This window comes from Micromonospora sp. CNB394 (assembly GCF_000374985.1).
GTDB lineage: Bacteria > Actinomycetota > Actinomycetes > Mycobacteriales > Micromonosporaceae > Micromonospora > Micromonospora marina.
The window spans coordinates 86,879-106,111 of sequence record NZ_KB895833.1 but is presented as its reverse complement, the minus strand read 5'-3'; the positions used below and the strand labels follow the sequence as shown (position 1 = coordinate 106,111).

The following is a 19,233-nucleotide window of genomic DNA, read 5'->3' as shown; positions in this document are numbered from 1 at the left end:
TCCGCTGCGTCGTTCCGCACGTCCCACCCCTGTCCGCACCGGCGTGTGCTCGCTCACCGCGTCCGACCGGCGACCGATAGGGATCACGGCCGCTCAGTACGGTAGTTTCACCCTTCGGGTCGCCCGGAGGCGACGGACGGAGGTCGAGTCGTGGTACAGGCGTACATCCTCATCCAGACCGAGGTCGGCCGGGCGCGTGACGTGGCCGGTCAGATCGCGGACCTGGCCGGCGTGGTACGGGTCGACGCCGTCACCGGGCCGTACGACGTGGTAGTGCTCACCGAGGCGAACACCGTCGACGAGCTCGGCAAACTCATCGTCAGCAAGGTGCAGATGGTGCCCGGCATCACCCGCACCCTCACGTGTTCGGTGGTGCGGCTGTAAGTGGACGAGAAGGACACCTCCCCGCGCCGGGACGGCGCCAGCCGCCGTGCCGCGCTCTGGGCGACGCTCGTCGCGGTGCCGGTGACCGTGGCGGTCGCCGGGTTCACGTTCGCCAAGCTGGCCCCGGAGTCTCCGGAGGCCGAGCCGAGCGCGTCGGCGAGTCCCCGGGCGCAGTCCAGCGCGCCGGTCGAGATGCCCGCCCCCGCGCTGGCCGAGCGCCCGACGGTGCTCTGCCGTGCCCTGATGTCGCAGCTTCCGGACAACGTGCGTGAGCTGCCGCAGCGCCCGGTCACCGCGGGCCCGGAGCAGAACGCCGCGTACGGCGAACCGGCGCTGACTGTGGCCTGCGGCGGCAATCCGGCGGAGTTCCCGCCCACCGACGAGGTGTGGAAGGTCAACCAGGTCTGCTGGCACGCGGCCGAGGAGGCCGACGCCACGGTGCTGACCACCGTCGATCGGGAGACCCCGATCCGGGTCCGGGTGCCGAAGGCGTACGAGCCGCCGCTGCAGTGGGTGACCTCGATCTCCGACACGATCGTCAGCTCGGTGCCCTCGGCGAAGCAGGCCCCTTCGGGCTGCTCCGCCTGACGTCGGCCCCGGTCGGGGGCCGACGTGGCGGTGCCGGCGGTCAGCGGCCGGCGCGGCGGTGCAGGGCGGTCCGGATCAGGCGGTTGACCAGCTTCGGGTACTCCAGCCCGCTGGCCGACCACATCCGCGGGAACATCGACGTCGGGGTGAAGCCCGGCATCGTGTTGATCTCGTTGAGGTACACGTCCATCTGCGGGGTCACGAAGAAGTCGACCCGGGCCAGGCCGGAGCAGTCGAGCGCGGTGAACGCCCGGGCGGCGTAGTCGCGCACCTGCCGGGCCACCGGTTCGGGCAGGTCGGCCGGCACGTCGTACTCGCAGACCTCGTCGGCGAAGAGGTACTTGGCCTCGAAGTCGTACCAGTCGCGGTCGCCGATCATCCGCACCTCGGCGAGCACCGAGGCCTCGGGCGCGCCACCGGCCTCGCCCTCCAGCACCCCGCACTCGATCTCGCGGCCGACCACGGCGCCCTCGACGAGCACCTTGCTGTCGATCTCGCGGGCGGTGACGAGCGCGGCGTCCAGGTCCGCCCAGTCGTCGACCTTGGTGATGCCGAACGACGAGCCGGCCCGGGACGGCTTGACGAAGACGGGCAGCCCGAGGCGCTCCTTGTCCTCCTCGCTGAGCGACATCCCGGCGCGCAGCACCGCGTACGGGCCGACCGGGATGCCCTCGACGGCGCAGAGCTTCTTGGTGAACTCCTTGTCCATGGCTGCGGCGGAGGCGAAGACGTTCGCGCCGACGTAGGGGATGTCGGCCATCTCCAGCATGCCCTGGATCGTGCCGTCCTCGCCGTACGCGCCGTGCAGCACCGGGAAGACCACGTCCACGTCGGCCAGCGCGACCGGCCCCTGGGCCGGGTCGAGCACCATCAGGCCACCGGCGGCGGGGTCGGCGCGCAGCACGAGTTCGGCGCCGGAGCCGGCGGTGATCTCGGGCAGCTTGCGGTCGGAGATGGCGAGGCGGCTCGGGTCGCCGCTGGCGAGCACCCACTGGCCCTGCCGGGTGATGCCGACCGGGACCACCTCGAACTCGTCCGGGTCGAGGGCGGCCAGCACGCTGCCGGCGCTCACGCAGGAGATGCCGTGCTCGGGGCTGCGCCCGCCGAAGACGATCGCCACACGGGTCTTGCCTGGGGTGGTCATGGTCACCTCATCGTTCGCGACTGCGGCTGGCCGTGCTCGCCGGTGGCGCTCACCCGACTGACCTTACTGTGCGTTGCCGCAAGCGGTGGTCGATACCCGGGGAGACGCGGAGTCGCGTGGCAAACGGTCAAGGTTACATCTACGGGGAGTAACGGAATGGCGTGTCTCAGAGGGCCGGGTGCCGGGGCCGGCGGCCGACCGCGATGACCTTCACCCGCTGCCGGCCGGCCCGCACCATGCCCAGCGCCGTGAAGGCACCGGCGATCCGGTCGGCGGCCTCCCGGCTGCTCGTGCCCACCACCTGGCGGCGGCGTTCCGGGCTGGTCCGTTCGTCACGCCGGGTGCCGTCCGGCGGACGCACATCGGTCAGGACCACGAGGAACCTGGTCACCGCGGAACCCCTCCCCGTCTCGTGGACCGGCAGGGGCACGCGGCGGTCGGATCGTGGGGGAGTGAAGAATCCGACCACCGCGCGCCCCATCCCCTCCGGTCGCTCACCACCACCGTCGCCACGACAACCGGCGGTGAGGACGCCGTCACACATTGACAGGTTCACCGGCGTGAATGCAACTCTCATCGACTTTCTCTCATGCCCATTTTCCCGCGGGATGTGCGACCATCGATGCATGGCGCCGAAGACCGCCCGGGCCCGACGGCTCGGCATCGCCCTGCGGACCCACCGGGAGGCCGCCGGCCTCACCCTGGAGGCCGCGGCCGACGAGATCAACAGCACCCGGAGCACGCTGTCCCGCTACGAGAACGCGCAGACGCTCGTCAGTCCCGCCACCGTGCGCGCACTGCTGACCAGCTACGGCGTGGACCCGGCCGACATCGCCGCGGCGGTGCAACTCGCGAAGGACGCCCGCAAGCCGGGCTGGTGGGTGTCCTACTCGTACCTGCTGGACCAGCGCACCATCGACTTCATCGCGCTGGAGGCCGAGGCCACCGGCATCGCGAACTTCGAACCGTCGGTGGTGCCCGGTCTGCTCCAGACCGCCGACTACATCCGCGGAGTGATGCGCGGCGGCCCGCACACGCTCACCGACGAGCAGGTGGAGCAGCGGGTCCAGCTACGGCTGGACCGACAGCTTCGGCTCTCCGGCGCCGAGCCGCCGATCCTCGACGCCATCATCGACGAGGGCGCGCTGCTGCGCCCGGTCGGTGACCGTTCGGTCATGTCCGGCCAGCTCCAGCACCTGCTGAAGGTGGCCGAGCTGCCGAACGTCACGGTGCAGGTGATCCCGCTGGCCGCCGGCTACCACCGGGGCACCCGGGGATCGCTGCACATCCTGGAGTTCGCCGACCCGGAGGACCCGATCATCGCTTCGGTGGAGACCGTCGCCGGGCAGATGGTCCTCGACCGACCGGGTGACCTGCGTACCTGCGCCAAGATCATGGAGCACCTGCGGACCGTGGCCCTGAGCCCGGCGGCCAGTCGGGACCAGCTCCTCCGCCTGCTGAACGAGAGGTGATCAGATGAACGGCACGAACCGCACGAACCCCGCACCGGCCCGCTGGCGCAAGAGCAGCCACAGCGGTGACGAGGGCGCATGCGTGGAGATGGCGCCGCTGCCCGGCGCGGTGGCGGTCCGCGACTCGAAGGACCCGGCCGGCCCGGTGCTGGTGTTCCCCCCGCACGCCTGGGCGGCGTTCACCACGGCACCGCCGCGCCCCTGAGCGGCCCGACCGGCGCCCGCTGAACGGCCCGACCGCGTCAGCCGAGCGGGGCGGCGGCAGCGGTGACGGTGGCGCGTACCGCCTCCAGCGCCGCGATGGCCACCCCCCGCGCCCCGGCCATGTCCCGGTCCGGCACCAGCGCGAAGGTGGCCACCGCCCGCTGCTCCTCCCGCAGCACCGTGTGCTCGGCGACGGCGGCGAGGAACCAGTCCCGGAACTCCGGTGCCGCCTCCACCACGCCCCCGCCGACGAAGTACGCGTGCGGATCGGTGAAGTTGGCCGCGATGGTGAACAACCGGCCCAGCGCCTTGGCCTGCTGGGTGAACACCAGGCGGGCCAGCGGGTCACCGCGTTCGCCGTAGCCGCGCAGCAGCTTCGCCGCCCGGTCCGGCTCCTCCGCCGCGAGCGGGTGCTCCGGATGCCGCGCCAGCCAGTACGGCAGCAGGTTGCGCCGGATCGCGGTGAGCGACGCGACGCTCTCCGCGTCCCCGGTGAAGCCACAGGCGCAGACCGGCGCCGCCTGGTCCGGCTCGACCAGGCCGTCCAGCGGGATGTGCACGTGCCCGAACTCGCCCGCCATGCCGGCCGCCCCGCCGACCACCCGGCCGGACTCCACCACGCCCCCGCCGAGCCCGGTGCCGACGATCGCGGACACCGACGATCGGGCCATCGCCTCGGCACCGAAGTGCACGTGGTGGGCATAGAGCGCGGCGGCGTTGCCGTCGTTGGCGTACACGACGGGCAGGCCCAGCCGCCGCTCCAGCGCGGTGCGCACGTCGAAGCCCCGCCAGGCGGGCTGGGAGAAGTTCGTCGAACCGCGGGACGAGATCACACCGGTGGCGCTGGCCGGGCCGGGCGTGTCCAGCCCGACCGCACGGACCAGGTCACGCGGCACGCCGGTGTGGGCCAGGACGCCGTCGAACGCCCGCGCGAGCGCCCCCACCGCCGCCTCCGGCCCGGCACCGACCTCGCTCGGGATCTCCAGCAGCCCGTCCACCAGGAACCGGCCGTCGACTGTGAGCACTGTGGCGTTGTCGCTCGTGCCCCCGTTGTCCAGCCCCACCACCACCGGCACACCTGCGCTGCCCACCGCCACCGCCTCCCGCCGCGCCTGACCCGAGGCTAGTTCCCGCCCGGCCCACCCGCCACGCCCCCGCGCGGACTCCCCCGCCGTGGTCAGCCGGGACGGCGAGCGGTGACCGCTGTCGCCGCCCGCTCCTCGTCGCGGACCACCACCGGCTCCAGCCCGGCCGCGGTGAACACGCCGCACAGCTCGGGGGCCTGCGCGGCGCTCGACTCGACCACGACGTGCCCGCCCGGGGCGAGCCACTCGGCCGCGCCGGCGGCGACCCGGCGCAACACGGCCAGGCCGTCGGTGCCGCCGTCCAGCGCCACCGGCGCCTCGTACAGGCGCGCCTCGGCCGGCAGCGAGGCCACCGCGGCGCTCGGCACGTACGGCGCGTTCGCCACCACCAGGTCCAGTTTCCCGCGCCGGCCCGCCGGCAGCGCGTCGAACAGGTCGCCCTGGTAGACCGGGACGCCGAGCGGTTCGAGGTTGCGCCGGGCGCAGGCCACGGCCACCGGGTCGATGTCGGCGGCGGCCAACCAGCCGGGTGCCAGCCGCTCGTGCAGCACCACGGCGGCGGCGCCGGAGCCACAGCACAGGTCGAGCACCGCCGGGGCCGGCCCGGCCAGCGCCGTCGCCGCGTCGACGAGCAGCGCGGTCCGGCCGCGCGGCACGAAGACCCCCGGGTGTACGGCGATCCGCCGGTCGCAGAACTCGGCCCAGCCGAGCAGGTGCTCCAGCGGCAGCCCTGCGACGCGACTGTCGACCAGGCGGGTCAGCGACTGCGTCGACTCGGCGGCGGCGATCAGCAGGTCCGCCTCGTCCTCGGCGAAGACGCAACCGGCGGCGCGCAGCCGCCGGACGAGGGCCGGACGGTCGGGGGTGAAGACGGTGGATGCCATGGCAGGCCTTTCGGGAAGCGCTCGTCGGCGCCCCCGGCGTCGCCTCAGCCCTGAAGCGACGCGGACTCGGAGGGAGCGCCGGTCCTCTGCTTGTGGATCGGACTCACCTCCTCGGGTCGCGGCCGCACGGGCCGTGGCTGCCCGTCACCCTAGCCGAGCGGCCGGCACGCCGTCAGCCCGCCGTGTCGAGCGCCGCCGCCACATCGGCGAGCAGGTCGGCGGTGTCCTCGATGCCGCAGGAGAACCGCACGAAACCCGGCGTCGTGGCGTCGCCCCACTGGGCCCGCCGGTCGGCTGTGGTGTGCAGCCCGCCGAACGAGGTGGCGGCGGCCACCAGCCGGGAGGCGCCGAGGAACCGGGCCACCCGGCGCTCGTCGCCCAGGTCGAACGAGAGCACGCCCGGCACGCGCCGCATCTGGGCCGACGCCACCGGATACGCCGGGTCGTCCGGCCGTCCGGGCCAGCGCAGCCCGGTGACGTCCGGGCGGCCCGCGAGCAGTTCGGCCAGCGCCCGCGCGTTGGCGGTCTGCCGGGCCAGCCGCAGGTCGAGCGTGGCCAGCGACCGGTGGGCCAGCCAGCAGTCGAACGCGCCGGGCACCCCGCCGGTGGCGTTGCGCCAGGTGGTCGCCGCGTCCCGCAGCCCGGCGTCCCGGGTGGCCAGGTAGCCCAGCAGCAGGTCCGAGTGGCCGGTCAGCGCCTTGGTGCCGGAGGCGACCACCACGTCCGCGCCGAGGTCCAGCGGGCGCTGCCCGAGCGGCGTGGCGGTGGTGTTGTCCACCGCGACGAGCGCACCGGCGGCGTGCGCGGCGGCGGCCACCGCCGCGACGTCGGCGACGTCCAGGCCGGGGTTCGCCGGGGTCTCCAGCAGCACCATCCGCACGCCCTCGAACGACGGGTACGGACCGGCCGTCGGCACGAGCGCCACGCGCACGCCGAGCTGCTCCAGCGTGTCCGAGGCGAACGAGCGTACCGAGTAGTAGCCGTCGGCGGGCAGCAGCACCGTGTCGCCGGGGCGCAGCACGGTCAGCAGCAGCCCGGTGATGGCCGCCTGGCCGCTGGCGAAGACCCGGCAGTCGCCGCCCTCCAGCTCACCGATCGCCGTCTCCAGCAGCCGCCGGGTGGGGTTGTCGGGCCGTCCGTACCCGTTGACCGCCGCCGACGGGCCGCGCTCGGGGTCCAGGTGGTACGGCGCGGCGAAGACCGGGCCGGGCAGCAACGGCTGCCCGGGTACCGCGTCCGGCAGGCCGGCGTGCACGCTGCGCGTGCCGTCACCCCAGTGCTCGGTCATCCCCGCTCCGCTCACTCGTACGACTCGGGCTTGGCGGTGCGGCTCATCAGCGCGTCCACCGCCAGGCGCGGGTCCATCCCCTCGTGGCAGATCCGCTCGATCTGCTCGGTGATCGGCATCTCCACGCCGTGCGCCCGGGCCAGGTCGCGGATGGCCAGGCAGCTCTTGACGCCCTCGGCGGTCTGCCGGGTGGCCGCCTGGGCCTGCTCCAGCGTCTCGCCGCGGCCCAGGTGCTCGCCGAAGGTGCGGTTGCGGGCCATCGGCGACGAACAGGAGGCTACCAGGTCACCCATGCCGGCCAGCCCGGCGAAGGTGATCGGGTCGGCGCCGAGCGCCACGCCCAGCCGGGCGGTCTCGGCCAGGCCGCGGGTCATCAACATGGCCCGGGTGTTGTCGCCGAAACCCATCGCGGTGGCGATGCCGTACGCCAGCGCGATCACGTTCTTCACCGCGCCGCCCAGCTCGCAGCCGATCACGTCGTCGTTCGTGTACGGGCGGAAGTACGGCGTCCGGATGGACGCCTGCACCAGCGCGGTCCGCCGGCTGTCGGTGCCCGCGACCACTGTGGCGGCCGGCTGCTCGGCGGCGATCTCCGGGGCCAGGTTGGGCCCGGAGACGACCACCACCCGGTCGGCGGGCACCCCGGCGGTCTCCGTGATCACCTGGCTCATCCGCTTCGTGGTGCCCAACTCGATGCCCTTCATCAGCGACACCAGCGTGGCGTCCGGAGCCAGGTACGGCGTCCAGTCGGCGAGGTTGCCGCGCAGCGTCTGCGAGGGCACCGACAGCACCACCACATCGGCCCCCTCGATCGCCTCGGCGGCGTCACCGGTGGCGGTCACCCGCTCGGGCAGGCGCACGCCCGGCAGGTACTCCGGGTTGTGCCGCCCGGTCCGGATCGCCTCGGCCACGGCGGCCCGGCGGGCCAGGACCGTCACGTCCCGCCCGGCGTCGGCGAGGATCTTGGCGAACGCGGTCCCCCAGGAACCGGCGCCCAGCACGGCGACGTGCCCGCTCATTCGGTGGCCTCCCGGGCGCCGGTACGGGCGGGCCGCTGCCAGAGCGGCGGTGGTGTGCCGCCGCGGATCTCCGCGACCAGATCCCGGATGCGCAGCATGATGGTGTCCGTCATCTCCTCCAGGATCGGCCGGGTCGGCGTGGCGCCGGCCCAGCGGCTCAGGTCCACCGGCGGCCCGGCGACGACAGTCACCGGGGTGCGCGGGCGCAGCCCGAACCGGGCCGTACGCGGATCGAACATCCGTTCCGGGCCGACCATGGCGATCGGGATCACCGGGGCGCCGGTCGCCAGCGCCAGCCGGGCCGCGCCGGTCTTGCCCTTCATCGGCCACAGGTCGGGCTCCCGGGTGGTGGTGCCCTCCGGGTAGATCACCACCGCGCCCCTCTCGGCCAGCGCGGCGACCAGCTTGTCGAGGGACTTGACCGCCTCGACGGTGCCCCGCTCGACCGGGATCTGCCGGCACCGGTGCAGGATCCAGCCGACCACCGGCACCCGGAACACGCTGGCCTTGCCGAGGAAGCGCGGCCAGCGCCCGGCGTCGTAGATGTAGTGCGCGACCACGAGCGGGTCGGCGTGCGAGATGTGGTTCGGCACGAGGATCACGCCGCCGTCGTGGCGCAGGTGCTCCATGCCCCGCCAGGTGCGCCGGGTCCAGACGATCATCAGCGGCTTCACCAGCACCACGGCGAGCCGTCGCCAGAACCCCAGCCTGCGCCGTGCCACAGTGCCTCCTCGATCCGCCCTCGCGCCCCGGCACAGAATCATGCCTGTTCGGCCCCGCTGCGGCCAGTGCGGGTGCCGGGGCCCTCGCTGGCAGGATGGTCGGCGTGTCTGAGGCCCGCTGGACCGTGGTCATGCCGGTGAAGCGCCTTCCGGCGGCGAAGAGCCGTCTGCGGGGCGCGTTGCCCGGCGTACCCCACGAGGAGCTGGCGCTGGCCCTGGCGGCCGACACCCTGCGCGCGGTGCGGGCGTGCCCGGCGGTCGCCGGGGTGCTCGTGGTCACCGACGACCCGCGCGTGGCAGCGGCGGCCGGCGCGGCGGGCGCCCGCGTCGTCGGCGACCCCGGCGGCGGGCTGAACGCGGCGTTCCGGCACGGCGCGGCCGTCGCCGGTCCGCGTGCCGCGGTGGTGGGCCTGACCGCCGACCTGCCGGCGCTGCGACCGGCCGAGCTGGCCGCCGCGCTGCGGGCCACCCGGGGGGTACGCGGGTTCGTGGCTGATGCCCCGGGTGGAGGCACGGTGCTGCTCGCCGCGCCGGCCGGTGCGCCGCTGGCGCCGCGGTTCGGGCCCGGCTCGGCCGCGGCGCACGCGGCGGGCGGGGCGCTGCCGCTCGCCGGTGAGTGGCCCAGCCTGCGCCGGGACGTGGACACCCCGGCGGACCTGGCCGGCGCCGCCGGGCTGGGTGTGGGGCCGCGTACCGCCGCGCTGCTGGCGCGGGTCGGCGGGGCGGTCCGGTACGGTGCTGGCATGCAGGGGACGGTGGCGACCTACGACGCGTCGACCCGCAGCGGCGTGCTGCTGCTCGACGACGGCACCGAACTGGCGTTCCCGGCCCGCGCGTTCGACGCCTCCGGGCTACGGTTGCTCCGATTGGGGCAGCGTGTCCGGATCGAGCGGGACGCCGACGGCGAGGTGGTCCGGGTGACCTTGCCGACGATGGCGTGAATAACCTGGCCCGAGTTCATTTTCCGTTCACCCTTATCGGGGAATCATGAGGTGGTGAGCACCCCTCGCGAGCACCCCGAAGTCCCGCCGCCGATCATCGACCCCGGCACCCCCCGCAACGGCCGCCGCACCCGCGGCCCGGACGGGCGGTTCCGTCAGACCCGGCCGCCGGAGGAGCGCCTCGGCGCCGATCCCGACACGGCCGGATCAACCGGACTGGACGAGCCGCTCGATCCGGTGGAGGGCCCCGGCCCGGCCGACGAGGCCCCTGCGGACGCGGGCCCGCCGTCCGCGCCGCCGCTGCCGGAGGACCGCTTCCTCAACCGGGAGCTGTCCTGGCTCGACTTCAACGCCCGGGTGCTGGCGCTCGCCGAGGATCCGCGCGTCCCGCTGCTGGAACGGGCGAAGTTCCTGGCGATCTTCGCCAGCAACCTGGACGAGTTCTACATGGTCCGGGTCGCCGGGCTGAAGCGGCGGCTCTCCGCCGGGCTGCCGGTACGCGGCGGTGACCGGCTGCCACTGCGCACCCAGCTCGACCTGATCACCGGCAAGGCGGCCGGGCTGGTCGCCCGGCACGCCGCCTGCCTGGTCGACGACGTGCTGCCGAAGCTCGCCGCCGAGGACATCCGCATACTGCGCTGGAGCGACCTGGACGACGCCGAGCGCGAGCGGCTGCGCACCTGGTTCCGGGAGCACATCTTCCCGGTGCTCACCCCGCTGGCGGTCGACCCGGCGCACCCGTTCCCGTACATCTCCGGCCGGTCGCTGAACCTGGCCGTCTCGGTACGCGACCCGGACGGCGGCTCGGAGCTGTTCGCCCGGGTGAAGGTGCCGAACAACGTGCCCCGGTTCGTCCGGGTGCACCACGACCAGCCGGGCGTGCGGTTCCTGCCGGTCGAGGACCTCATCTCGGTGCATCTCGGCCAGTTGTTCTCCGGCATGCAGGTGGTCGAGTGCCACCTGTTCCGGGTGACCCGCAACGCCGAGGTGGAGGTGGACGAGGACCGCGACGAGGACCTGCTCCAGGCGCTGGAGCGGGAACTGGCCCGGCGCCGGTTCGGCCCGCCGGTACGCCTGGAGGTCGCCGCGTCCATCTCCGACCACATGCTGGAGCTGCTGGTCCGCGAGCTGGACATGGACGGCCACGACGTGCTGCGGGTACGCGGGCTGCTCGACCTGTCCGCGCTCTGGCAGGTCTACGGCGAGGCCGACCGGCCCGACCTGAAGGACCCGCCGTTCGTGCCGGCCACCCATCCGCGGCTGGCCGAGGGTGAGGTGCCGCGCAGCGTCTTCGCCACGCTGCGCGACGGCGACGTGCTGGTGCACCACCCGTACCACTCGTTCGCGACCAGCGTGCAACGCTTCGTCGAGCAGGCCGCCGCCGACCCGAACGTGCTCGCCATCAAGCAGACGCTCTACCGCACCAGCGGCGACTCCCCGATCGTGGACGCGCTCGTCGACGCGGCCGCCGCCGGCAAGCAGGTGGTGGTGCTGGTCGAGCTGAAGGCACGGTTCGACGAGGTGGCGAACATCGGCTGGGCCCGCACGCTGGAACGGGCCGGCTGCCACGTGGTCTACGGCCTGGTGGGGCTCAAGACGCACTGCAAGACCGCGCTGGTGGTGCGCCAGGAGGGCAACCAGATCCGCCGGTACTGCCACATCGGCACCGGCAACTACCACCCGAAGACGGCCCGGCTCTACGAGGACTTCGGCATGCTCACCGCCGACCCGGAGATCGGCGCCGACCTGACCGACCTGTTCAACGTGCTCACCGGCTACAGCCGGCAGACCGCGTTCCGGCGGCTGCTGGTGGCGCCGCAGGGCATCCGCAGCGGCCTGATCGAACGCATCGACCGGGAGATCGAGCACGTCCGGCTGGGCATGCCGGGGCTCGTGCAGTTCAAGGTGAACTCCCTGGTCGACGAGGAGATCACCGACGCGCTCTACCGGGCGTCGCGAGCCGGTGTGCACGTGGACCTGCTGATCCGGGGCATGTGCACGCTGCGGCCGGGCGTGCCGGGGCTGTCGGAGAACATCCGGGTCCGCTCGATCCTCGGCCGGTTCCTGGAACACTCCCGGATCTTCCGGTTCGGCAACAACGGCGACGCCGAGTTCTGGATGGGTTCGGCCGACCTGATGCACCGAAACCTGGACCGCCGGGTGGAGGCGCTGGTGCAGGTGAGCGACCCGGTGGCCCGGGCCGAGCTGGACCACGTCCTCACCGCCGCGTTCGATCCCGACGTGGACGCGTTCGAGCTGGCCGCGGACGGCACCTGGCACCGGCGTACCGGGGACGGCGACGTGCCGCTCGCCCACCTCCAGGATCTGTTGCTGCGCCGGGTCGGCGGCCGGGCGGACTGACCGGGCCGTGGCGCGTGCCGGGCGGGCATACGGTGAGCGGGTGAGCGACGACGAGCCGGTGCGGATCCGGGCCGCCGGGGGCGTGGTGTGGCGCCCGGGTCCGGCCGGCGTCGAGGTCTGCCTGGTGCACCGCCCCCGCTACGGCGACTGGTCGCTGCCGAAGGGCAAGCTGGACCGCGGCGAGCATCCGCTCGTGGCTGCCGTCCGCGAGGTGGCCGAGGAGACCGGCGTACGCGGCGTGCCGCAGGTACGCCTGCCCACCGTCCGTTACCGCAGCGAGGGTCTCGCCAAGGCGGTCGACTACTGGTCCATGCGGGCGGCCGGCACCGGCGGTTTCCAGCCCGGCACCGAGGTCGACGACGTGGGCTGGTTCCCGGTCGACGACGCGGTACGCCGGGTCAGCTACCCGCACGACGCCGAGGTGATCGCCGCGTTCGCGGCGCTGCCGCCGGTCACCGCGACGGCGCTGCTGGTCCGGCACGCGCACGCCGGCAAGCGCGGCACCTTCACCGGCCCGGACCACGGCCGCCCGCTGGACGAGCAGGGGTGGGCGCAGGCGCGGGCGCTGGTCCCGCTGGTGGCGCTGGTCCGCCCGGCCCGCCTGTTCTCCGCCTCGGCCCGGCGCTGCGTGCAGACGCTCGATCCGGCGGCGGCCCGGCTGGACCTGCCGATCGAGGTCTGCGGCGACTTCGACGAGCCGGCACCGGGCCAGCAGGTCGAGGAGTGCACGCTCGCCGCCGCGGCCCGGCTGACCGCGCTGGCGCAGGCCGTCGAGTCGGTCGCGGTGTGCAGCCAGGGCAAGGTGATCCCGGGCGCGCTGGAACGGCTCACCGGCCGCGTGGACGAGGACTTCACCACCGCGAAGGGCGGCGGCTGGCTGCTGCCGTTCGCCGGTGACCGGCTGTTCGCCGCCGATCGTCTGTGAGGCGGTTCAGGGCAGCGTGACGGTGAGCGTCACCGGGAGGTGGTCGCTGGCCTCGGTGCGCGGTGCGCGTACCTCGCCCGCGGTCAGGCCCGGCGAGACGAGGACGTGGTCGATCTGGCTACGCGGGTCGTCGGCCGGGCTGGTCCGCAGTGGCCGGGCCGCCGCCAGCGCGTCCACCAGGCCCGTGCGGGTGAACTCGGCGAACGCCGGGTCGTCCGGCTCGGTGTTCAGGTCGCCGCCGAGCACAAGTGGACGGCCGTTCGCGTACCGGCGGGCGAACGCGGCCACCTCGCCCGCCTGCTCGACCGGATCCCGGCCGGGCGGCGGTTGCAGGTGCGTGGCCACCACCGCCAGTTCCCGGCCGCCGAGGTCGAGCGTGACGCCGAGGGCCTGCGCCCCGGTCGGCGCGCCGTGCGCGGTCAGCCGCCGGGTCTGCCCGGAGCGCATCGGGAAGCGGCTGAGCACCGCGTCGCCCCACACCGGGTCGGCGGCGGGCGCGAAGACGTACGGCATCCCCAGCCGCCCGGCCAGCAGCGCCAGCGTGTCGTGCCCGCCGTTGAGCCACCAGCCCCGGTCGACCTCGCTCAGCAGCACCACGTCCGCGCCGCGCAGCTCCCGGGCCACCGCGTCCAGGTCCAGCCGGCCGTCCAGGCCGAACCCCATCCGGATGTTGTACGCCGCCACCCGTACCGCAGCCGTCGCGGTCGTGGCCCGGGCGGTCGTGGCCGGCACGTGCAGCACGGCGGCGAGCCCGGCCAGCGCGGTCAGGCCCGCCAGGGCCGCGACCCGGGCGGTTGCGGGCAGCACCGGCCCCGGTGACGCCCCGCCGGACGGCGTCGGGCCGGGGGCCGGCGCGGGCCGGAGAGGCGCGGTAGCCGCCACCAGAGCCACCAGGACGGCCGTGGCGACCGGAGCCCAGCCGTTGGGGTATCCCAGGTCGTAGGCGGCGTAGTAGGCGACCGTGGCCACCGCGAACACCAGCATCCCGAGCGCCGCCGCCCGGCCGCGCCGCGCCCCTGCCCGCCCGCCGTCGGTGTCTCGTTCGTCGGTGGCGGCGGCCCGGCCGTCCCCGGCCGCCGTGTCGGTGAGCGCCAGGCAGCCGCCGAGGCCGACGGCGGTGAGCAGGTACGCCGACACGAGACGCCCGGTCACGAACAGCACCGACCCGGCGAGCAGCGCCGACGGCCACAGCAGCCGGGCCGGGCGCACCGGTGCCCGGAACAACGCCGCCGTGAGGAAGAGCAGCACCGCGAGCGCGCCCGGCAACGATCCGCCGGCCGGGCGGGCGAGGCCGGGGAAGTCGGGCGATCCGGTGCCGGCGGCGGCGCTCCAGACCGCCGGGGCGAGCGCCACCTGACCGGCGAGCAGCAGCGCCGGCCCGCACAGCAACCAGGTCCGGCGGCCCGGGACGGACGCGGGCGATCCGGCCTCGCCCGCGACCGGGGCGCCCGTCCGGTCCCGCCGTGCCGCCACCGAGGCGGCCAGGAACGCCAGCACCAGCAGGACGCTCAGGCCCCAGGCGAGCACGCCGCCGCGCCACACCAGGTCCTCGGTGCCGAGCAGGGCGTGCCCGGCCGCGTTCCCGGCCAGGCCGAGCGCCAGCCCGGCGACCGGCCGGGGCACCGAGGCGGCGACGGCGGCGAGCCAGATCAGGCCGGCGAGCAGCCCGGCGCAGGCCGACCAGAGCTGGGCCGGGCCGCCGGGTTGCGCGGTGAGCGCCAGCCGGGCCGCCGCCAGCACACCGGCGGCGACGAGTCCGACCGGGGCGGCGCCGATGCGGCGTACGAGCGTGGGCGCGGCGAGCGCGAGCAGGAACCAGCCGAGCGCGAACGCGCCGAGCAACTCGGCGGGTGTCTCGGCGGCCCGGCCGAACAGGGTGATGACCGACGGCAGCCAGATCCGCAGCACGTCCAGCAGGACCGCGACACCGAGCGCGAGCGTGAGGGTGGAGAGGTGACGGTGCCGCACGGGCGCCTCTTCTCGTGACCGACGGGGTTTTCGGCACGGCGATTCTGCGCGGCGCGACGACGGGCGGTCAACGCGTACCCGTGCGAAAGGGCGCCCACCGCGAACGGTGGGCGCCCTTTCGTGGGCCGTCCGGTCAGCGCCGGGTGGCGGCCTTCTTGGCCGGCGCCTTCTTCGCGGGCGCCTTCTTCGCCGCCGTGGTCTTCTTCGCCGCGGTGGACTTCGCCGCGGTCGTCTTCTTGGCGGTGGTGGTCTTCTTCGCCGCGGCGGACTTCGCCGCGGTCGTCTTCTTCGCCGCCGTGGTCTTGGTCGCGGCGGCCTTCTTCGCCGGCGCGGCCTTCTTGGTCGCGGTGGTCTTGGTGGCCTTCGCCGCCGTGGTCTTCTTGGCGGCGGCGGTGGTCCGGCCGCCGGTGGCCTTGGCGGCCCCGGTGGTCTTCTTCGCGGCGGCGGTGTCCTTGGGCACCTTGCCGCTGGCCACCATCTCCTTGAAGCCCGCGCCCGCCCGGAACGTCGGGACGGAGGTCTTCTTGACCTTCACCGCCTCGCCGGTCCGCGGATTGCGCGCTGTTCGGGCTCCCCGGACGCGCTTCTCGAACGCTCCGAAACCGGTGATCGCCACCTTCTCGCCCTTGGTGACCGCCGCCTGGACCTCAGCGAGAACCGCGTCGAGCGCGGCCGTCGCCGTCTTCCGGTCCCCCAGGCGAACGGCGAGCGCCTCGATGAGCTCGGCCTTGTTCACGACTTCCTCCCGATTGTGCAACTGACTCGACGCGAGCCATTCTGCGCGCACGGTATGCCCTGTGCTGCCTGGACACAAACATTCGGTGGAAAAAACCCCTTGTGTCGCAACGGATTCGCCCCCACCGGGTGCATCCGGTAGGGGCGAATGGCGCGGGAGATCAGGCGATCGAGGGCAGGAACGCCGGCCGGCCGGCCTCGTACGCGCCGATCTCGGCCTCGTGCCGGAGGGTGAGTCCAATGTCGTCCAAGCCCTCCATCAGCCGCCAGCGACTGTGGTCGTCCAGCGGGAACGCCCAGGTGGCGTCACCGGCGTGGACCTGCCGGGCGGCGAGGTCGACGGTGATCGGCGTGGCCGGCTCGGATTCCACGAGGTCCCACAGTTCTTCCACGGCTCCCAATTCCAGCTCGACCGGAAGGAGACCTTCCTTGAGCGCGTTGCCGCGGAAGATGTCGCCGAAGCGGGGCGAGATGACGGCCCGGAAGCCCCAGTCCCGCAGCGCCCAGACGGCGTGCTCCCGGGAGGATCCGGTGCCGAACTCGGGGCCGGCGATCAGAATCGACGCACCCGAATGGGCTGGATCGTTGAGGACGAATGACGGGTCCTCCCGCCACGCGTTGAACAGACCGTCCGCGAACCCGGTCCGGGTCACCCGCTTGAGGTACACGGCGGGGATGATCTGGTCGGTGTCCACATTGGATCGACGCAGCGGCACGGCCGTACCGGTGTGGGTGGTGAACTTGTCCATCTGTCGGCTGCCCTTCTACAGGTCGGCGGGGGCGGCCAGCCGGCCGACCACGGCGGTGGCGGCGGCGACCGGCGGGGACACCAGGTGGGTACGACCGCCCCGGCCCTGGCGGCCCTCGAAGTTGCGGTTGGAGGTCGAGGCGGAGCGCTCGCCGGGCTTCAGCGTGTCCGGGTTCATGCCCAGGCACATGGAGCAGCCGGCGAAGCGCCACTCGGCGCCCGCGTCGGTGAAGACCCTGTCCAGCCCTTCGATCTCGGCCGCCTCGCGGACCGCGGCGGAGCCGGGGACCACGAGCATGCGTACGCCGTCGGCGACCCGCCGCCCGCGCAGCACCTCGGCGGCGGCCCGCAGGTCCTCCAGCCGGCCGTTCGTGCACGAGCCGACGAACACCACGTCCACGGCGAGGTCGCGCAGCGGAGTGCCCGGGGTGAGGTCCATGTACTCCAGCGCCCGGCGGGCGGCGACCCGCTCCGGCTCGGTGACGAACTCCTCCGGGTCCGGCACGGCGGCGCCCAGCGGCACGCCCTGCCCGGGGTTGGTGCCCCAGGTGACGAACGGCGTGATCCGGCTCGCGTCCAGCGTGACCTCGGTGTCGAAGGTCGCGCCCTCGTCGGTGGGCAGCGTCCGCCAGTACTCCAGCGCCGCGTCCCAGTCGTCGCCCTGGGGCGCGTTGGGCCGCCCCTTCAGGTACGCGAACGTGGTCTCGTCCGGCGCGATCATGCCGGCCTTGGCGCCCCACTCGATGGACATGTTCGCGATCGTCATCCGCCCCTCCATCGAGAGGTCGCGGATCGCCTCGCCCCGGTACTCGACGATGTGACCGCGCCCGCCGCCGGTGCCGACCTGCGCGATGAGCGCGAGCACCAGGTCCTTGGCGGTGACGCCGGGCGCCAGCTCGCCGACGACGTTCACCGCCATGGTCTTCGGGCGGGACTGCGGCAATGTCTGCGTGGCCAGCACGTGCTCGACCTCACTGGTGCCGATGCCGAACGCCAGCGCCCCGAACGCGCCGTGGGTGGCGGTGTGCGAGTCCCCGCACACGATCGTCATGCCGGGCTGGGTGAGGCCGAGTTGCGGGCCGATGACGTGCACGATGCCCTGGTTCTCGTCGCCCAGCGGGTGCAGGCGGACACCGAACTCGGCGCAGTTGCGACGCAGCGTCTCGATCTGGGTGCGGGAGGTGGGGTCCGCGATCGTGAGCAGGTCGCCGCGCCGGGAACGGAAGGCCGGGTCGTCGTACCCGGTCGGGGTGTTGTGGTCCTCGGTCGCGATCGTCAGGTCGGTACGGCGCACCCCGCGCCCGGCCAGGCGCAGCCCGTCGAACGCCTGCGGGCTGGTCACCTCGTGCAGCAGGTGCAGGTCGATGAAGAGCAGGTCGGGCTCGCCGTCGGCGGAGCGGACCACGTGTGCGTCCCAGACCTTCTCGGCCAGGGTCCTCGGTCGAGTGACTCCCACCATCTGGACATCCTAAATTCTGGGAGGTAAATTTCGGCTTGTGGGACACAGTATGAGCGGTGTCGGCGTTCTCGACAAGGCGGTGGTCATCCTGGCCGCCTGTGTCGACGGCGCCAGCCTGGCCGAACTCGTTGAACGCACCAAGCTGCCCCGGGCCACCGCGCACCGGCTGGCACAGGCGCTGGAGATCCACCGGATGCTCGTCCGGGACACCCAGGGGCGCTGGCGCCCGGGTCCACGCCTGGGCGAGCTCGCAAACGCGGCCCCGGACGTGCTCCTGACCGCCGCCGAGCCGCTGCTCGCCGCGCTACGGGACGCCACCGGCGAAAGCGCCCAGCTCTACCTGCGCCGCGCCGACGAGCGTATCTGCGTGGCCGCCGCCGAGCGCGCCAGCGGCCTGCGGGACACCGTCCCGGTCGGCTCGGTGCTGCCGATGACCGCCGGCTCGGCGGCGCAGATCCTGCTCGCCTGGGAGCCGCCGGAGGCGGTCATGCCGCTGCTCCCCCGCTCCAAGTTCACCGGCCGCACGCTGGCCGAGGTACGGCGGCGCGGCTGGGCGCAGAGCGTCGCCGAGCGGGAGGCGGGTGTGGCGAGCGTCTCGGCGCCGATCCGCGACCGGACCGGGCGGGTGATCGCCGCGATCAGCATCTCCGGCCCGATCGAGCGCCTCGGCCGCCGCCCCGGCGAACGCCACGCCATGGCAGTCGTCCGAGCCGGCCAGCGCCTCTCCGGCCTCTGACCGCCCCCTCTCGCGTCCGGCGAGGCGGGGATGCGGAACGGCCCGCCTCGCGGGACGCGAGACGGGCCGTTCGTGGATGTAGCCCCGACCGGATTCGAACCGGCGCTACCGCCTTGAGAGGGCGGCGTCCTGGGCCGCTAGACGACGGGGCCAGGCACTTTTCCTGCTTCACCACCCTGCCGGGCGGCGTGGCAGTAGTCTAGCGGCATCCCGTCCGGCGCCACCGAGGGGGTCACCCCCTGCGCACGTGGGCGGGACAGCAGAAAGCCCGCCCCGGGAAACGGGACGGGCTGTCGGTGCTGTAGCCCCGACCGGATTCGAACCGGCGCTACCGCCTTGAGAGGGCGGCGTCCTGGGCCGCTAGACGACGGGGCCAGAACCTTCGTTGCACTCCGCCAGCGTGAGCTGCCGGATTCCAGCGTCCGAGGGTTCTCGCGAACCCGCGGCTGCGCTGGGGTACCAGGACTCGAACCTAGACTAACTGAACCAGAATCAGTCGGGCTGCCAATTACCCCATACCCCATTGGCCCCTTGCGGCGCCGGGAATGAACTTTACCCTCCCGGTGCCGG

19 protein-coding genes, 3 tRNA genes and 1 pseudogene are annotated in these 19,233 nt (G+C 73.9%); 9 read left to right on the top strand and 14 right to left on the bottom strand.

Features of this window, described 5'->3' with window-relative positions; genetic code table 11:
- Positions 1–150 precede the first annotated feature (150 nt).
- Positions 151–384: an Lrp/AsnC ligand binding domain-containing protein gene (locus C569_RS0113435; RefSeq protein WP_018786298.1), complete on the top strand. Its 234-nt coding sequence runs from the start codon at positions 151–153 to the stop codon at positions 382–384.
- Positions 385–972 (top strand): DUF3515 family protein, encoded by a 588-nt coding sequence (locus tag C569_RS0113430; RefSeq protein ID WP_018786297.1) that lies wholly within the window; start codon positions 385–387, stop codon positions 970–972.
- Positions 973–1,012: 40 nt separating this feature from the next.
- On the opposite strand, the gene C569_RS0113425 is transcribed toward C569_RS0113430, so the two are convergent.
- Both C569_RS0113425 and C569_RS0113420 read right to left on the bottom strand, forming a co-directional pair.
- Positions 1,013–2,116, bottom strand: coding sequence for a D-alanine--D-alanine ligase family protein (locus tag C569_RS0113425; RefSeq protein ID WP_026268102.1), 1,104 nt, complete (start codon positions 2,114–2,116; stop codon positions 1,013–1,015).
- Positions 2,117–2,282: 166 nt separating this feature from the next.
- Positions 2,283–2,507, bottom strand: a complete 225-nt coding sequence (locus tag C569_RS0113420; RefSeq protein WP_018786295.1) for a hypothetical protein — start codon at positions 2,505–2,507, stop codon at positions 2,283–2,285.
- Between the two features lie 235 nt (positions 2,508–2,742).
- On the opposite strand from C569_RS0113420, the gene C569_RS0113415 reads away from it, so the two are divergent.
- Together C569_RS0113415 and C569_RS0113410 are read left to right on the top strand one after the other, a co-directional pair.
- Positions 2,743–3,588 carry a helix-turn-helix transcriptional regulator gene (locus tag C569_RS0113415; RefSeq protein ID WP_018786294.1) on the top strand — a complete coding sequence of 282 codons (846 nt, stop codon included), beginning with the start codon at positions 2,743–2,745 and terminating at the stop codon, positions 3,586–3,588.
- A 4-nt stretch (positions 3,589–3,592) separates the two neighbouring features.
- Positions 3,593–3,793, top strand: a complete 201-nt coding sequence (locus tag C569_RS0113410) for a DUF397 domain-containing protein (RefSeq protein ID WP_018786293.1) — start codon at positions 3,593–3,595, stop codon at positions 3,791–3,793.
- A gap of 37 nt (positions 3,794–3,830) precedes the next feature.
- Here the strand turns inward: C569_RS0113410 and C569_RS0113405 are convergent, their stop codons facing one another.
- The 5 genes from C569_RS0113405 to C569_RS0113385 all read right to left on the bottom strand — a co-directional run bounded on the left by C569_RS0113405 (position 3,831) and on the right by C569_RS0113385 (position 8,790).
- Positions 3,831–4,883 (bottom strand): ROK family protein, encoded by a 1,053-nt coding sequence (locus C569_RS0113405; protein ID WP_026268101.1) that lies wholly within the window; start codon positions 4,881–4,883, stop codon positions 3,831–3,833.
- A gap of 86 nt (positions 4,884–4,969) precedes the next feature.
- A complete protein-coding gene (locus tag C569_RS0113400) occupies positions 4,970–5,761 on the bottom strand; it encodes a putative protein N(5)-glutamine methyltransferase (RefSeq protein WP_018786291.1) in 792 nt (263 codons plus the stop codon).
- A 172-nt stretch (positions 5,762–5,933) separates the two neighbouring features.
- Positions 5,934–7,049, bottom strand: a complete 1,116-nt coding sequence (locus C569_RS0113395) for a cystathionine gamma-lyase (RefSeq protein ID WP_018786290.1) — start codon at positions 7,047–7,049, stop codon at positions 5,934–5,936.
- Positions 7,050–7,060: 11 nt separating this feature from the next.
- Positions 7,061–8,068, bottom strand: a complete 1,008-nt coding sequence (locus C569_RS0113390; protein WP_018786289.1) for an NAD(P)H-dependent glycerol-3-phosphate dehydrogenase — start codon at positions 8,066–8,068, stop codon at positions 7,061–7,063.
- A complete protein-coding gene (locus C569_RS0113385) occupies positions 8,065–8,790 on the bottom strand; it encodes a 1-acyl-sn-glycerol-3-phosphate acyltransferase (protein ID WP_018786288.1) in 726 nt (241 codons plus the stop codon). The genes C569_RS0113390 and C569_RS0113385 overlap by 4 nt, the downstream gene beginning before the upstream one ends.
- A 95-nt stretch (positions 8,791–8,885) precedes the next feature.
- Here C569_RS0113385 and cofC point away from each other — a divergent pair.
- The 4 genes and pseudogenes from cofC to C569_RS0113370 form a co-directional block, all read left to right on the top strand.
- Positions 8,886–9,494, top strand: a pseudogene (cofC, locus tag C569_RS34265) (2-phospho-L-lactate guanylyltransferase); the annotation flags it as partial.
- Positions 9,495–9,533: 39 nt separating this feature from the next.
- Positions 9,534–9,731, top strand: coding sequence for a cold-shock protein (locus tag C569_RS34260; protein ID WP_043330566.1), 198 nt, complete (start codon positions 9,534–9,536; stop codon positions 9,729–9,731).
- A 54-nt stretch (positions 9,732–9,785) separates the two neighbouring features.
- Positions 9,786–12,092 (top strand): RNA degradosome polyphosphate kinase, encoded by a 2,307-nt coding sequence (locus C569_RS0113375; protein ID WP_026268100.1) that lies wholly within the window; start codon positions 9,786–9,788, stop codon positions 12,090–12,092.
- A gap of 7 nt (positions 12,093–12,099) precedes the next feature.
- Entirely contained in the window at positions 12,100–13,017 is a 918-nt protein-coding gene (locus tag C569_RS0113370) for an NUDIX hydrolase (protein ID WP_018786285.1), read from the top strand.
- 6 nt (positions 13,018–13,023) lie between these two features.
- Here C569_RS0113370 and C569_RS0113365 read toward each other — a convergent pair whose 3' ends face one another.
- The 4 genes from C569_RS0113365 to leuC all read right to left on the bottom strand — a co-directional run bounded on the left by C569_RS0113365 (position 13,024) and on the right by leuC (position 17,927).
- The gene (locus C569_RS0113365; protein ID WP_018786284.1) at positions 13,024–14,985 is read right to left on the bottom strand and encodes an endonuclease/exonuclease/phosphatase family protein; all 1,962 of its coding nucleotides are present in this window, start codon (positions 14,983–14,985) and stop codon (positions 13,024–13,026) included.
- 133 nt (positions 14,986–15,118) lie between these two features.
- A complete protein-coding gene (locus C569_RS0113360; protein ID WP_018786283.1) occupies positions 15,119–15,721 on the bottom strand; it encodes an HU family DNA-binding protein in 603 nt (200 codons plus the stop codon).
- 160 nt (positions 15,722–15,881) lie between these two features.
- Positions 15,882–16,469 (bottom strand): 3-isopropylmalate dehydratase small subunit, encoded by a 588-nt coding sequence (gene leuD, locus C569_RS0113355; RefSeq protein ID WP_018786282.1) that lies wholly within the window; start codon positions 16,467–16,469, stop codon positions 15,882–15,884.
- A 15-nt stretch (positions 16,470–16,484) separates the two neighbouring features.
- Entirely contained in the window at positions 16,485–17,927 is a 1,443-nt protein-coding gene (leuC, locus tag C569_RS0113350; protein WP_026268098.1) for a 3-isopropylmalate dehydratase large subunit, read from the bottom strand.
- Positions 17,928–17,976: 49 nt separating this feature from the next.
- Here leuC and C569_RS0113345 point away from each other — a divergent pair, with 49 nt between their 5' ends.
- On the top strand, positions 17,977–18,663 hold the full coding sequence (locus tag C569_RS0113345) for an IclR family transcriptional regulator (RefSeq protein ID WP_013284529.1): 687 nt from the start codon (positions 17,977–17,979) through the stop codon (positions 18,661–18,663).
- A gap of 79 nt (positions 18,664–18,742) precedes the next feature.
- On the opposite strand, the gene C569_RS0113340 is transcribed toward C569_RS0113345, so the two are convergent.
- The 3 genes from C569_RS0113340 to C569_RS0113330 all read right to left on the bottom strand — a co-directional run bounded on the left by C569_RS0113340 (position 18,743) and on the right by C569_RS0113330 (position 19,186).
- Positions 18,743–18,815 (bottom strand) — tRNA-Glu (locus tag C569_RS0113340).
- A gap of 150 nt (positions 18,816–18,965) precedes the next feature.
- Positions 18,966–19,038, bottom strand: a tRNA-Glu gene (locus C569_RS0113335).
- 76 nt (positions 19,039–19,114) lie between these two features.
- A tRNA-Gln gene (locus tag C569_RS0113330) sits at positions 19,115–19,186 on the bottom strand.
- Positions 19,187–19,233: the final 47 nt, after the last annotated feature.

Coding starts and splice junctions, on each gene's coding strand:
- C569_RS0113425 (WP_026268102.1), bottom strand. CDS start 2,116: ATGACCACCCCAGGCAAGACCCGTGTGGCGATCGTCTTCGGCGGGCGC.
- C569_RS0113415 (WP_018786294.1), top strand. CDS start 2,743: ATGGCGCCGAAGACCGCCCGGGCCCGACGGCTCGGCATCGCCCTGCGG.
- leuC (WP_026268098.1), bottom strand. CDS start 17,927: ATGGTGGGAGTCACTCGACCGAGGACCCTGGCCGAGAAGGTCTGGGAC.
- C569_RS0113410 (WP_018786293.1), top strand. CDS start 3,593: ATGAACGGCACGAACCGCACGAACCCCGCACCGGCCCGCTGGCGCAAG.
- C569_RS0113390 (WP_018786289.1), bottom strand. CDS start 8,068: ATGAGCGGGCACGTCGCCGTGCTGGGCGCCGGTTCCTGGGGGACCGCG.
- C569_RS0113395 (WP_018786290.1), bottom strand. CDS start 7,049: ATGACCGAGCACTGGGGTGACGGCACGCGCAGCGTGCACGCCGGCCTG.
- leuD (WP_018786282.1), bottom strand. CDS start 16,469: ATGGACAAGTTCACCACCCACACCGGTACGGCCGTGCCGCTGCGTCGA.
- C569_RS0113400 (WP_018786291.1), bottom strand. CDS start 5,761: ATGGCATCCACCGTCTTCACCCCCGACCGTCCGGCCCTCGTCCGGCGG.
- C569_RS34260 (WP_043330566.1), top strand. CDS start 9,534: ATGCAGGGGACGGTGGCGACCTACGACGCGTCGACCCGCAGCGGCGTG.
- C569_RS0113345 (WP_013284529.1), top strand. CDS start 17,977: ATGAGCGGTGTCGGCGTTCTCGACAAGGCGGTGGTCATCCTGGCCGCC.